Consider the following 14064-nt stretch of genomic DNA (forward strand, 5'->3'; position numbering starts at 1 on the left):
ACGACGTGCGATGGACAAGGACCAATGTGACTTGGTGACCAGGATTGCAGGGATCATTCTGGCTGGAGGTGCCAGCCGACGCTTTGGCACCGACAAGGCTGCGACGTTGATCGACGATCGCCCCATGATCGCCCATGTGGCTGGCCGCTTAAGTTCTCAAGTTGAAGCCCTGGCGATTGCAGGTGCCGATCAGACGTACTCGCTCGCCTGCCCTCTGCTCGAAGATGGAGCACACGCGACAAAGGGCCCCCTGGCGGGTCTGGCGGCGGGACTGATCTGGGCGCTCGAGAACAACTTCAGCCACGTGGTCACCGCGCCCTGCGATTTGCCACTGCTGCCAAGAAATCTCGTACGCCTGCTCTCAACACAGGAGCAAACATCCCCCGCCGTATTGAAGACTTCACACGGCATTGAAGCCGCTTGCGCCATGTGGCCGATCTCAGTCTTTCCTATAGTTGAAGAGAGACTGAAGGTTGGAAAATCACTTTCAATGAGGGGTTTGTTGGAAGCTGCCGGTGCTTCCGCCATTCAGGTACATGATGATGATCTGGATGGTTCTTTCATCAACATCAATGCACCCGATGATCTGGCACAACTCTGACGCCTGCGTGCAGCGAACCTCCACACCCCATCCCCACAACACCCATTGCCCATGCCTGAGCACCCAAACACCTGCCGCCATATTGGGGTAAGCAGGCCCTAGTGCCCGATTCATAGCGTCAACCACTTCGATGTTCTGTCATCCAGGTGACCCCGGCCAAAAATTTGCCCATTTCCGGTTTGACCAAATCTATCCTGACCCTAGTGGGACTTTGATTGCTCCAGTCGCTCCTGCCATATCTCAATTGCCGTCCTGAAATCATGATGAACAGGATCCTCCTGTTCGATGAGTTCGAGTAGACCTACGTAGTTGATGATTTCGACGAGACGCCCATGCCGCTCGATGAGGCCGTCGCGTTCCATCTGCTTCATGATCACATTGATTTTCTGGCGCGAGCACCCAAGCATGGATGCAAACTCTTCCTGCGTGACATCAAGTACGTTCGTGTTTGAAACACCTCTATCTTCATCAATCAGGTGCGCAGCATCCTGCGCATGAAAAATCATCAGGAGAGCAAACTGGCATTCAAGAGATGCCATTGTTCTCAACTGCAGGCTGACCATGTCCTGGTGATACTGAAGACCAATGAAGTTGGTGACATTCTGCAAAAGTTCTATCTGGCTGTTGACGATGTCCAGAAACTTTTGCTTTGGAATAAACAGCACAAGACAATCGACCCGGGCAGTCAGTCCGAAGGGCACGCCAAGGCCGTTCAAAACGGCGGGCACTTTCAACGGCCAGCCCGGGCGCAGGACTGCCGTCATCATATGCTTGCCGTTTGCGTAAGCCCGCTCATTGACCAGCGAACCTTCAACAATCACGACCACCGAGTGGGCGGGTTCACCTGCCTGCAGAACGACTTCTCCCTTCGAAAAGGTCCATAGCTCCGCCGCTGTTCGTAGTTCCGCTTTGACATCATCCGGCCATGTGGAAAATAAATCCACACGATCAATTGTCGCCTCGACGACACTTCGAGTATTGGAAACTTTTACACCCATGCCTGCCCCCACTTTCGGGCACAACAAAAAGGCCCGCTGCACTGCCGCAGCGGGCCGATACCCAAGTTTTCGCTGGGATTTCGCTAACGACCGCTGCAGTTAAGCTCAGCATACACAACCTGCTGCGCCCGACACCGCTGCAAATCACAAGCTCACTGTGCTAGGCCAACTCGAGGCCTTCCAGCTTGCCCGTGGCACGCCATCCTTCAAGTATTTCGAAGTACTTCACAGACCCTGCACCGTATGCGTTGTTCTGCTCACTACGGTCCGCAGGCTTGCCTTCATTGTTGTAATAGCCCGGCGTGCACTCCTCCAGGAAGCTGCGGCGCAAAGCGGCATTGTCGATGATTTCCTGGACCCAGGCACTCTCAGCTTCTTCCGTAGGCTGAACAGTACGGGCCTGACGCTTGTTGGCTTCATCAACCACATAAGCAATATGCGCAGCCTGCTCGATCAGCAAGTGAGGATAGTTGGCCGTGAAGCCTGCCTGTGCGGGGCCCATGATGAAGACATTGGGGAAGTCGCGCACATTCATGCCGTAGAGCGTGCGCATGCCGTCTTTCCATTTGTCAGACAGGGTGACGCCACCGCGACCCTTGAGGTCATATCCCGCGCGACGGGTGTACTCGGTGCCTACTTCAAAGCCAGTGGCATAGATCAGGCAGTCGATCTCATACTCTTTGCCGTTGGCCCAAACGGCACCTTCTGTGATTTTGTCGACGCCCTTGCCTTGTGTATCGACCAATTCGACATTGGGGCGGTTGAACGCCTGCAGATACTCATCGTGGAAGCAGGGCCGTTTGCAGAACTGGCGGTACCACGGCTTGAGTGCTTCAGCAGTGTTGGGATCGGCAATGATCTCATCGACGCGCGCGCGCACCTGCTCCATCTTTTTGAAGTCCGCAAGTTCTGCGAGATCTGCCAGGTCTTTGGGAGAGAGGTTCTTGTTGTCGCCCTGACTGGCGATGAACAGCAGGTTGCGGATGATGTCTGTCCAGCCATCATTGACAAGGTCTTCAGCGGCAAAGCCACCAGACACGAGAACGTTGAAGTTCTCCATACGGTGCTTGTGCCAACCTGGCTCGAGTGATTTGTGCCATTCGGGATCTGTCGGCTTGTTGTTGCGTACATCAATGGAGGATGGCGTGCGCTGGAACACGAACAGCTGCTTGGCACCCGCGGCCAGATGCGGCACGCACTGCACGGCAGTTGCGCCGGTGCCGATGATGCCGATGCGCTTATCGCTGATTTTATCCAAGCCACCTTCTGGCGCACCGCCCGTATAGGCATAGTCCCAACGGCTCGTGTGGAACGAATGTCCCTTGAAGCTTTCAACGCCCTTGATGCCCGGCAGCTTGGGCCGGTGCAACGGACCATTGGACATGATGACGAACTGTGCGCGCATCTTGTCGCCGCGATTGGTTTCAATCACCCAGCGTGATGCGTCTTCGTCCCACCACATGTCTGTGACTTCTGTTTGCAGGCAGGCATTGTCATACAGGTCAAAGTGCCGGGCGATGCGCTGGCTGTGCTCCAGAATTTCTGACGCACGCGAGTACTTCTCTGAAGGGATAAATCCAGTTTCTTCCAGCAGCGGCAGATAGACATAGCTTTCAATGTCGCAGGCTGCACCCGGGTAGCGGTTCCAATACCAGGTGCCGCCGAAGTCGCCGCCCTTCTCGATCATCCGCAGGTCCTTGATGCCCGCCTTGCGCAGTTCTGCACCGGCAAGCAATCCGCCGAAGCCACCGCCAATAACAGCTACCTGAACTTCGTCCGTCAGCGGTTCGCGGGAGAAACCCGGCTCGACATAGGGGTCCTCGAGATACTGCTCCAGCTCACCTGTAACTTCGCGGTACTGCTCATTGCCATCTGTCCGCAGACGTTTGTCGCGTTCAGCACGGTATTTTTCGCGCAGGGCATCAGAATCGAAGTCGACCAGTTCTTTGACGTCGCTCATGGGGTGATCCTCAGTTTCCTCGAATGACTTTTTGTCACTTTTATATAGTAAGGAAACCTGACTTGACCAGTAAGTCGTTGAAATCGGCACCTCTTTGGCTGCTAAACGGCAGAACCCCCGCCGGATTCTGCGTCCGGCGGGGGTTCTTGAGTGTGACTGGGTCGTTGGAGTTTGGCTTATGAAGCCTTCTTTTTGACCCGATAGGCATGCAGCAGCGGCTCTGTGTATCCGCTGGGCTGAACGGCGCCCTGATACACAAGCGCCTTGGCCGCTTCGTAGGCCAGACCATCAAACTTAGGCGCCATCGGCTCATAAGCAGCGTCGCCAGCGTTCTGGCCATCAACCTTGGCAGCCATACGTTCAAACGCTGCATCAACCTGCGCCGGTGTGCAGATGCCATGCATCAGCCAGTTGGCCATGTGCTGAGATGAGATACGCAGGGTGGCGCGGTCTTCCATCAGGCCGATGTCGTTGACGTCGGGCACCTTGGAACAGCCAACGCCCTGATCGATCCACCGCACCACATAACCCAGAATACCCTGGGCGTTGTTTTCAAGCTCACGCTCAACAACATCCGTCGGCCAGTTGGTGTCCTTGGCAAGCGGCACAGACAGCAACCGTTCGAGAGCTGGCGTTGGACGCTTGGCGATTTCATCACGCAGGCCCATTACTTCTACCTGATGGTAGTGAATGGCGTGAAGCGTTGCCGCCGTCGGGCTTGGCACCCAGGCGGTGTTGGCGCCCGTCTTGGGATGACCGATCTTCTGGTCGAGCATGTCGCCCATCCGATCAGGTGCTGCCCACATGCCCTTGCCGATCTGCGCCTTGCCCGAAAGGCCACACGCAAGACCGATAGCGACGTTGCGTTCTTCATAAGCCTGGATCCAGTCAGACGCTTTCATGTCCGCCTTGAGGATCATCGGACCAGCTTTCATGCTGGTGTGCATTTCGTCGCCGGTGCGGTCCAGGAAGCCTGTATTGATGAACACGATACGACCGGACACGGCCTTGATGCAGGCCGCCAGATTGGCGGATGTGCGGCGTTCCTCGTCCATCACGCCGACCTTGATGGTCCCGCGCGACAGACCAATCAGGTCTTCAACCGCTGCAAAGAGGCTGTCAGTGAATGCCACTTCGTCCGGGCCGTGCATTTTTGGCTTCACAACATAGATGGAGCCAGCCGGGCTGTTGACGCGGCGGCCGTTGGGGCCAACGTCCTGCAGCGAAATGAGGTTCGTGATGAGGGCATCAAGCACACCTTCAGGTGCCTGGCTGCCATCTTCCAGAAGCACAGCTTCCGTTTTCATCAGGTGGCCGACGTTGCGGACGAGCAGCGTGCTGCGGCCCTGCAGGGTTGCTGCTTTGCCGTCAGGCGTTGTGAAGTCTTTGTCAGAAGCCAGCTTACGGGTCAGCGTCTTGCCACCCTTGTCGAAGCTTTCGACAAGATCGCCCTTCATGAGCCCGAGCCAGTTTGTGTAGGCGTCGATCTTGTCGGCGCAATCAACAGCAGCCACTGAGTCCTCAAGGTCGACGATAGTGGTGAGCGCTGACTCCATCAGGATGTCGGTGACGCCAGCAGCATCCGTTGAGCCAACATTGGTGGACCTGTCGATCAGAATTTCAATATGCAGACCGTTGTGCTTGAGAAGCACAGACTCAGGTGTGTCCGGCAGACCGGTGAAGCCCGCAAAAAGTGACGGGTCCTTGAGGGCTGGCGTCAGGGCACCACCTTCAATCTTGTAGCCAGTTACATCTTTGTGGCTGCCTGAGGCCAGCGGCGCGAATTCGTCGAGGAGGCTTTTAGCCTTTTCAACAACCTGCGCACCGCGCTCTTCGTCATAGCCCGGGCCTTTGGCTTCGCCGGGAAGTGCATCGGTGCCGTAGAACGCATCATACAGGCTGCCCCAGCGTGCGTTGGCTGCATTCAGCACAAAGCGCGCATTGAGAGACGGCACAACAAGCTGCGGGCCAGCCATGGTCGCGATCTCAGGGTCCACATTTTCTGTAGTGATGCTGAACTTGGCGGGCTCGTCTACGAGGTACCCAATCTCACGCAGAAATGCTTCATAGGCTGGCGCGTCAGTGATCGGACCCGGATTGGCTTCATGCCAGGCGTCGATCTTGGTCTGAAGCTCTTCGCGGAACGCCAGCAGCTTGTCGTTCTCTGGCGAGAACTTCTTGAAGATGTCAGCAGCACCCTTCCAGAACGCGTCGGCCGTGACGCCGGAGCCCGGAAGGCACTTGCTTTCGACAAATTCAACGAGCGGCGCCGCGATACGGATGCCGTCCTTGTCCAGATAATCCATGAAAAACCCTCAAACTTGCATTGTGACAAAGCGGTCGCCATGCCCGCCGGGGTGCGGAAGCAGTCAGAAATCTGCGGTTTCCGGAAGAATGCCTTGAGAAAACAAGACCCAGCCCCTGACGAATGAGCACGCCATTGGGTGCGGAATTACCCCATTGTGGGAGGTGGGGGCAAGGGGTGCGCCTAAAGTGGCAATCGCTCGATTAGCCAGACACACGAAACGATGCCGATACCATAGGTAATCGGCAGCTCAACAAGCCGACGCGAGGCGACGCGGCTGACCACCGCCAGCACCGAGCCAGCGGCCAGCACGAACAGAATCTGACCTGCTTCGACACCAAGATTGAAGGTCAGCAACGCAACCAGAACCGCCCCTTCTGGCAGTCCGATTTCCTGAAGAGCTCCGGCAAAGCCAAACCCGTGGAGAAGCCCGAATGCGAAGGCCACAACCCAGGGAAGACGCTCGGACAGACGCGGCACATGATCGTCGCCTGCAAGGGCGCGTATGGCGACCTCCCTGGCCAGAAACACAATCGACAGGGCAATGATCGCTTCAACGGGCGCTGAGGGAAGGCTCACCCAGCCCATGGCGGTCATGCCGAGGGTCAATGAGTGAGATACGGTGAAGGCGGTGATGGTCTCAATAAGGCGCCGGAAGCCGGTAATGAGAAACAGAAGCGCCAACACGAAGAGCAGGTGGTCATACCCCATGAGGATGTGTTCGACGCCGAGCCAGAAATATGTCCACCCGGCGCCTGAGGCCTGCGGCCCCTGATCCAGCACAACTGATGGTTCTTGGGGCGTCGCGCGAGCGGTCTGCACCTTGTCGCCCGTCGTCGCTCGGATGAGCACATCCGTGAGTGTGCCATCCAGGCCTTCAAACCGGATTGGCCTGCCGACCAGAAGTTCCTCGCACACCAGGGCAAACTTGACGCGCAGGGTGGTTGCGTCATTGAGCCTTTGTGGCTGCCCGTCAATTCCGCAGTCAGGCGGGAACTGTGGCTCAACGGAGAGTGGACGCCCCTGCCGTTTAGGCACTTTCCACACAAGGTCATACCTCATGTCAGCCGTGTTCAGGTCACGCGCTGTATTGATTTCTAGATATGCTGGCCTGAGTTCATGCGCCTTTGCGACACCAGACACTCCACCGCTCGCAAACAATGCGATGACTGCGGCGCAAACAAGAAACAGATCACCGGTTGGCCTCATTCGGCCTGACCTTCGATTTCGATATCATACTGAGCGCTCATGGCCGCATAGGCCGCCTCCTCCGCCTTCACGCGCTCTTCTCCGAGCCAATCGCGCTCCACCTGCCGCCTTACCTCTGTAAAGGCAACCGGGCGGGACGGAGTGGATGCTGAAAGCTGGACGAGATGATATCCCAGCCCCGACGTGACCGGGCCGGACCAATCGTTGACAGGCAAGGACGCCAGAGCGTCAGTGAATTTCTCGCCGAACACACGCGTCACTGCATTAGATGTGGCTGCATCCATCTCTGGGGGCAACGCGATGGGGTCCCCTAGGTCTGATGGCAAAACACCATTAGCAAGTTGCGTCGCTGCCTCCTCCATTCGGGACGTATCGAGCGCGGCAAAATAGACTTGCGTGAAGGTGTATGTGGGCGGGGCCTCATAGCGCTGTGCGTTTTCATCAAACCACGCCTTCAGGACCTCTTGGGACGGCAATTCCTGCACCGCGGATTCCGCAGCGAAGAACTCCAGCTTCTGCCGCAACCGTCGACGGATGACCTGATCGTTGACATCAAGGCCAAGTTTGAGCGCCTCGCGGTAGTACACCTCATCCTTGATGTAATTGCGGACGAGGCCCTGAAGTTCTTCATCGGTTGGAGGACGATTCCATGTCCTCTGCCAGACCAGTGCCAGCTGCTCCACCTGCTCAACCGAGACAACGATGCGACCACTCTCCTGGTCGTCATCACCTACCCAGGCGTAGAGCGCAAAAATGAATGCTCCGGCCAATAGGAAATGGACAAGCGGCTCCCGCCACAGGCCAGAGGGCCAGCGCGTCTTAGACATTGGAGATACTCGTCCTTAGGCGGGGTCGTACCAAATCGGTGAAGAGTAGGCACGTTCCTGATTGATGAGTTCGGCACCCTCGGGCAATTCGGTGCCATAGCGAACCACATCATATGCCGTCCAGCGCGGTGTTGGAATCTCAATTGTCCGCACGTAGTAGAAGGCACGTTGCGTTGGATCAAAGTCAGGGTCTGTCCAGACGGTGGCCAGCTGAGCAGCACCAATTGTATTGGTCCAGCTTGGGCCGGACAGATCAACCGTGTTGCCTACATCAGGGATTTTGCCGTCAGCATCCCGCACACGATCATCAGACCAGACCACATCATGGACCTGCTCCTGGGTTTCACCGTTGGCATCAACCCAGCCCTTGATGATCTGCACTCGATCAAGATTGGCCCCATCAGGGTCCATGACAGAGTGTACAAGGAATGAAGGCGCCGCGCCGTCAGCACACGCTGCCACGTCACCACCCATGGGAACGCCCTTGGCATATCCACGTGTCGCAAAATCTGAAGCTTCGGCATCTTCCGCAACAAAATCACAGCCGCCGAAGAAGCGCAGCTTGATGCGTGGTCCTGTCGAGGCATACACCTCTTTGCGCATCATCGCGTCAAACAGGGCTTCGCGTGTGTTTTCCTTGGCCCAAACAGCGGCATAGCCTGACGCAAGGTACTGCCACCCAAGACGGCGGATACCGTCACTACTTCCACCACCATCCGTCTTGTTGGCGCGCCGTTTGCCCGGCTCCACACCGGTATGCTTGCCGAAGAAGTTGTCCGAGTCCGCAGTTGCCAATGCAGTGTGTGAGTCCGTGGAGCCGATCATCCCGAACTTGAAGGGATTGACGCCGGTGTCTTTCTCAATGGACAGACCGCGCTTGAGGGCTTCACGCACATAGTCACCTGAAAGCATCTCAGGCGTCTTGTTGCCGACAATGTTCAGATTGCCATCTTCCCACCCTGCGTCGCCGTAAGACGCAAACTCATCATTTGGAGAAAGGAATGGGTGAGACTCTGAGTCACCTTTGATCTGGGTGACTTCAACAATTGGTTCCCACCGCGCGCGCCGTGTTGCGTATTCCGCATCAATTGCAGCGCCCTCAAAGTCCACAAGGGCAAACATCCGCCCGTTCGACAGGTTGGAGTTATGTGGAATGGCCAGAACCTGACCACCCGTGTTCGCTTCATACTGTTCCAGCACGGTCCAAAGATCAGCGGGGTCTTCGCTCACAGTCGAGGAGAACGGAAACACATTGTTGGTGATCTCCGGTCCGTCCCGATACACGACAACACGGTGCATGTTGTCGCCTTTTGGCACCGACGTGTATTCGTAGCCAACGAAGGCTGAGAAAGTGCCCGGCTCGTTGTATTGCTCGATCAGATCACCACGGGCTTGCCAGAGGTTCTTGAGAATCGGGCCCATGACCTTGGGATCACCCAGCACTTCAGGGTTGGTGCCCTTGGTGTGACCATCAATCAATTCCAAGGTGGCCTGTGCGGATTCCTTGCCACCGGCCTGAAGCATCTTGCTCCAGCGGGCGAGCCTTTCGTCCGTCATCAAGGCCGGGTTTCCATTGTAGATTTCCCGCGTGACGCCCAGACCTTCCGCGTGGTCTGCAATCACAAGGAAATCCAATGGACGTGACAGTTGCGCTTCCGTGCCGGTTGTCGAGGTAACCTTTTCACCGCTTGCAAACTTGAGCGCTGCTTCGGGTCCGAGTCGCGCACCGAACGCAAACGCATCAGCAGAGTCGGATGTGTGCAGGTGGGTGTCGCCCCAAAAGACGTCTGTGGCCATTGTGTCAGCCGACGCTGCAGCTACCGGCGTCGCACTCTCGGCTTCAGGTGCAATGGGTTCTGCCGCTGCTACCTCAGTGACTTCCGCGGGCTCCGGTGCAGTTGCATCCGCAGTGGTGTCGTTTCCAGCGTCTCCGCAGGCGGCCAATGCCAACGCTGCGCCTGATGCCACGAGTATGCGTAAATCAAAAGTAGCCATCGTATCCCCCGAACTGTCCCTTGGACTTATTTTTAATGACACACACTAACTCCACGGCACCCCGATAGGGAAGCCCTGCGGCCACCTGTCTTTCATCACATTGACCACCTCAGACGCTGAACACTAGGTTGGACGCGAACAAAATCAGAATTTGAGGAAACACAAATGGACGATCTTTTTGATCTGAGCGGCAAAGTCGCCGTCATAACCGGGGGCTCGCGCGGGCTTGGCCGTCAAATGTCCCTGGCATTTGCGCAGCGTGGCGCTGACATCGTCATCGCAAGCCGAAAACTGGATGCATGCGAAGATGTTGCTAAAGAGGTTGAGGCCCTTGGTCGCCGGGCCCTCCCCTTGGCGCTTGACGCATCCAAGTGGGACGATGTGGGTGCGTTCGCAGATCGTATTTATGACGAGTGGGGTCGCATCGACATCCTGGTCAACAATGCGGGCAAGTCACCCGCCGTTCCTTCGCATGAGGTGACGGAGAAACTGTTCGACATGGTGGTGGACCTGAACTTCAAAGGTCCGTTCAGACTTGCAGCCAATGTGGCCCAGCGCATGGTTGAAGCAGGCGGTGGTGTGATCATCAATGTTTCATCGAGCGGGGCACTGGTACCGCTGCCGTGGGCGGTGCCGTACTCCGGCGCAAAGGCTGCCCTCAATGCGATGACCGTGTCGCTGGCGCGGGAGTACGGGCCAAGTGTGCGGGTCAATACAATCTCAGCTGGTCCCTTCCTGACCGACATCTCCAAAGCGTGGAGCGAGGAAGCGCGCGAGAAGTCAGACAACTCGCTGCAGCGTCCCGGCAAGCCAGAGGAAATCGTTACAACGGCACTCTATCTTGCCAGCCCGGCGTCGAGCTTTACCACCGGTGCCATTGTGCGATGTGACGGGGGTATGGGTTAAGGCAAAGGCTCAGGCCGTTTTTGCCGTGGACAGTCCGAGCTTTGCCACCATGGCCTCGCGTATGTCGATTTTGCGGATCTTGCCGGTGACGGTCATCGGCAACTCATCCACGAACTCGATGTACCGGGGCACCTTGAAGCGCGCGATCTGCCCGTCGCAGAACGTCTTGACGTCATCCGCGGACAAATTTGTGCCCGGCTTAAGTCGAATCCACGCGCAGACCTCTTCGCCGTATTTGTCATCCGGCACACCCAGTACGGCAACATCCTCAACGGCTGGATGCGTAAACAGAAATTCCTCGATTTCTCGGGGATAGATGTTCTCGCCGCCGCGGATGATCATATCCTTGATCCGCCCGACAATGTTGCCATAGCCAGCATCGTCGATGGTTGCCAGATCGCCGGTGTGCATCCAGCCATCGGCACTTAGAACCTCGGCGGTTTTTTCTTCATCGCCCCAATAGCCGATCATTACGGAATAACCTTTGGTGCACAGTTCTCCGGGTACTCCGGGTGACACCGTTTTATCGTTCTCATCCACGATCTTACATTCAACATGCGGCAACACCCGACCGATGGTTGATACGCGTCTGTCGAGCGGGTCATCGCCAGTGCTTTGAAAACTCACTGGCGACGTTTCCGTCATGCCATAGGCGATGGTGACGTCCTTCATGTGCATGTCTCCCACCACCTGCTTCATGACTTCCACAGGACATGGCGAGCCGGCCATGCAGCCGGTGCGCAGAGAAGACACGTCAAAGCTCGCAAAGTCCGGGTGTGCGAGCTCGGAAATGAACATTGTCGGGACACCATAGAGCCCTGTGCACTTTTCAGCTTCGACTGCTTTCAGAGTTTCGCCGGGGTCAAAGGTCGGGGCCGGATAGACCATGGCCGCGCCATGGGTGAGGCACCCAAGGTTACCCATCACCATGCCGAAGCAATGATAGAGCGGGACAGGAATACAAAGACGGTCCCCAGGCATGAGGCCGATATTGTGCCCGACGGCATTCCCGTTGTTTAGAATGTTCCGGTGCGAGAGCGTGGCCCCTTTGGGCATTCCGGTGGTGCCGCTGGTGAACTGAATGTTGATTGGCTCTGAGGCGTGGAGACCTGCTGCAATCGTGCGCACGTCTTCCAGCTCTCGGGTGGTCGGGTCCGTGCTGAGGTCATTTAGAGACAGCCAGCCGGGTCGCGCGTCTTCACCGATGAGGATGACATGCCTGAGGTGAGGCAATGCCTCCGCGGCCAGTTCCTTGCCCGGCGTGAGGTCCGCAATCTCTGGCGCCAATTTTTCCACCATCGCCGCGTATTCACTTGTCTTGTAAGCGACGGGCGTGACCAGTGCTTTCAGCTCAACCTTGTTGAGAGCGTATTCCAACTCAAAGACGCGATAGGCAGGATTCACGTTGACCAGGATCAGGCCGAGTTGCGCCGTCGCGAACTGCGTCAGCGTCCATTCGGCCATGTTTGGCGCCCAGATGCCGACCCTGTCGCCCTTGCGCAAACCAAGCCGATGCAAGCCTGCAGCAAAAGCTTCGGCCTTTTGTTTGAGCTGCGCATAAGTCCATCTCACATTCTGGTGGACGGATACTACGGCGTCCTGCTCAGGCCAGGTGGCAACGGCATGGGCCAGAGCATCTGCAATCGTGTGCTCAAGGAGTGGCTGGTGTTTTGCGCCTTTTACATGCGCTTCCTGGAGCTTTGTCATTTTGAGTTACGCCCTGTTGTCTTGCCAGTTACGCACAATGTCATGTTTTTGCCGTGCTCGCCCACATCATCAAAATTGATGATACGCGTGTACATAGACTCGGTATAGCATTGCTGTCCGTAGGGAGACTTTTCCTGCCGAACATAGGTCTTTTCGGGGAGAGAAAGATGCGTTTTCGCGCCACCTTGTCTGCAATTGTCCTGTCGGTAGGAGCTGTTGTGACAACGCTCCCGGCCGCGGCTGCCACGAATGTGGTCTACATCCTGGACGCATCCAACTCCATGTGGGGCCAGATTGACGGCACCCCCAAAATCGAGACAGCCCGCGAGGTCATGACTGACCTGCTTGGCAATGTGAGCGATGGAACAACAATTGGACTGCTCGCATACGGCCACAGGTCGGAAGGGGCATGTGATGACATTGAGGTTCTGGCAGGACTTGGTGCGGCAACGCCGGCGGACCTCATTGCGAAACTCAACGGCCTCAAACCGACTGGCAAGACTCCCATAGCAGGCGCCCTTCAGGCCGCCGGGGAGACCTTTGCGACCAACGATGCAAACAACAATGTCATCCTGATTTCTGACGGCATTGAGACCTGCAACGGCGACCCATGCGCCGTAGCCGCCGAACTTGCTGGCGCAGGCGTTGACACTAAAGTGCACGCCGTTGGTTTTGACGTGGACAGCGCCGCACGCGAACAGCTGGAGTGCATCGCTGACAAGGGCAATGGCTCCTACTACAACGCGTCCAACGCCAGCGAACTCAAAGTAGCACTTGCTGAAGTGGTGGATGTTGTCGAAGCAACGCCGGAGCCAGAACCGGAGCCCGTCGCTGAGCCGACGTCCAGCCAGTACTTCTTTGATGACTTCGACACGGACCTTGGCGAAGACTGGGCCATCAACAACGCCAACGAAGACGCGTATCTTGTTGAAGACGGCAGCCTGCTGATGATCAACAGTGCTGTGGGCGGCTTCGGCGTTGAAGCTGCACAGAACATTGTGGTTCTCAAACGGCCCCTGCCCGATGGCGACTGGGACGCAAACATGGTTTTCACCGGCGAAATTAAAACCGGCCGGGATGTCATCATGTTTGGCCTCTATACGGACTCACAGAATTTCCTGACCTCCCAGGTCTACACCAGCATCGGCTGCTGCAACTGCAGTTCCGCGGGCCTTGGAAATCTCAAGTCTTCCAAAGGTGTACTTACCCAGTTCAATGTCCCGTTCATCGGCAGTCAGTTCGGGTGCGGTGCCATGGAGGAAGGCCCCTTCCGCGCTGAACTTGCAGAAAACGAAACGCAGCCCATTCGCCTCTCGCTACACAAGCGAGGGCGCAGCTATCACGTGTCTGCCTTTCGCGGCGACAAGACAGAAACCGGCGAGCCGATTGTATTCACAACCGACCCGCTGACATCGCTACGGTCACCTGGTGAGCTGGCATTCACCATCGGCAAGTACGAACAAGCCGAAGGTGAGATCATGCTGATGATTGACTCAGTGGAGATCGTTTCCGTCAACGAGTGACATGAGTTGGACTAAAGGCAGGCAGAACGCGTT

General features: G+C 56.9%; 10 protein-coding genes. 3 read left to right on the plus strand and 7 right to left on the minus strand.

Annotated features, from left to right (window positions below; all coding sequences use genetic code 11):
- The first annotated feature begins 10 nt into the window (after positions 1–10).
- On the plus strand, positions 11–601 hold the full coding sequence (mobA, locus tag ABXH05_RS15085; RefSeq protein WP_353561951.1) for a molybdenum cofactor guanylyltransferase: 591 nt from the start codon (positions 11–13) through the stop codon (positions 599–601).
- Between the two features lie 200 nt (positions 602–801).
- Here the strand turns inward: mobA and ABXH05_RS15090 are convergent, their stop codons facing one another.
- From ABXH05_RS15090 to ABXH05_RS15115, 6 genes are all read right to left on the minus strand, one after another.
- On the minus strand, positions 802–1599 hold the full coding sequence (locus ABXH05_RS15090; protein WP_353561953.1) for a Crp/Fnr family transcriptional regulator: 798 nt from the start codon (positions 1597–1599) through the stop codon (positions 802–804).
- Positions 1600–1759: 160 nt separating this feature from the next.
- Positions 1760–3559: a flavin-containing monooxygenase gene (locus ABXH05_RS15095; RefSeq protein WP_353561955.1), complete on the minus strand. Its 1800-nt coding sequence runs from the start codon at positions 3557–3559 to the stop codon at positions 1760–1762.
- A gap of 176 nt (positions 3560–3735) precedes the next feature.
- Positions 3736–5865 carry a malate synthase G gene (locus tag ABXH05_RS15100; RefSeq protein ID WP_348139370.1) on the minus strand — a complete coding sequence of 710 codons (2130 nt, stop codon included), beginning with the start codon at positions 5863–5865 and terminating at the stop codon, positions 3736–3738.
- Between the two features lie 182 nt (positions 5866–6047).
- Positions 6048–6926: a HupE/UreJ family protein gene (locus ABXH05_RS15105; RefSeq protein WP_353561957.1), complete on the minus strand. Its 879-nt coding sequence runs from the start codon at positions 6924–6926 to the stop codon at positions 6048–6050.
- Positions 6927–7069: 143 nt separating this feature from the next.
- Positions 7070–7900, minus strand: coding sequence for a peptidylprolyl isomerase (locus ABXH05_RS15110; RefSeq protein WP_353561959.1), 831 nt, complete (start codon positions 7898–7900; stop codon positions 7070–7072).
- A gap of 15 nt (positions 7901–7915) precedes the next feature.
- The gene (locus ABXH05_RS15115) at positions 7916–9895 is read right to left on the minus strand and encodes a DUF3604 domain-containing protein (protein ID WP_353561961.1); all 1980 of its coding nucleotides are present in this window, start codon (positions 9893–9895) and stop codon (positions 7916–7918) included.
- Positions 9896–10060: 165 nt separating this feature from the next.
- Between ABXH05_RS15115 and ABXH05_RS15120 the strand changes: the two genes are divergently transcribed.
- Positions 10061–10801, plus strand: a complete 741-nt coding sequence (locus ABXH05_RS15120) for an SDR family NAD(P)-dependent oxidoreductase (RefSeq protein ID WP_353561963.1) — start codon at positions 10061–10063, stop codon at positions 10799–10801.
- Between the two features lie 9 nt (positions 10802–10810).
- Here the strand turns inward: ABXH05_RS15120 and ABXH05_RS15125 are convergent, their stop codons facing one another.
- Positions 10811–12508: an AMP-binding protein gene (locus tag ABXH05_RS15125; RefSeq protein ID WP_353561965.1), complete on the minus strand. Its 1698-nt coding sequence runs from the start codon at positions 12506–12508 to the stop codon at positions 10811–10813.
- 167 nt (positions 12509–12675) lie between these two features.
- On the opposite strand from ABXH05_RS15125, the gene ABXH05_RS15130 reads away from it, so the two are divergent.
- Entirely contained in the window at positions 12676–14031 is a 1356-nt protein-coding gene (locus ABXH05_RS15130) for a vWA domain-containing protein (RefSeq protein WP_353561967.1), read from the plus strand.
- Positions 14032–14064 lie beyond the last annotated feature (33 nt).

Origin of the sequence: Pyruvatibacter sp. HU-CL02332 (assembly GCF_040362765.1) — a bacterium.
In the GTDB taxonomy this organism is placed as follows: Bacteria; Pseudomonadota; Alphaproteobacteria; order CGMCC-115125; family CGMCC-115125; genus Pyruvatibacter.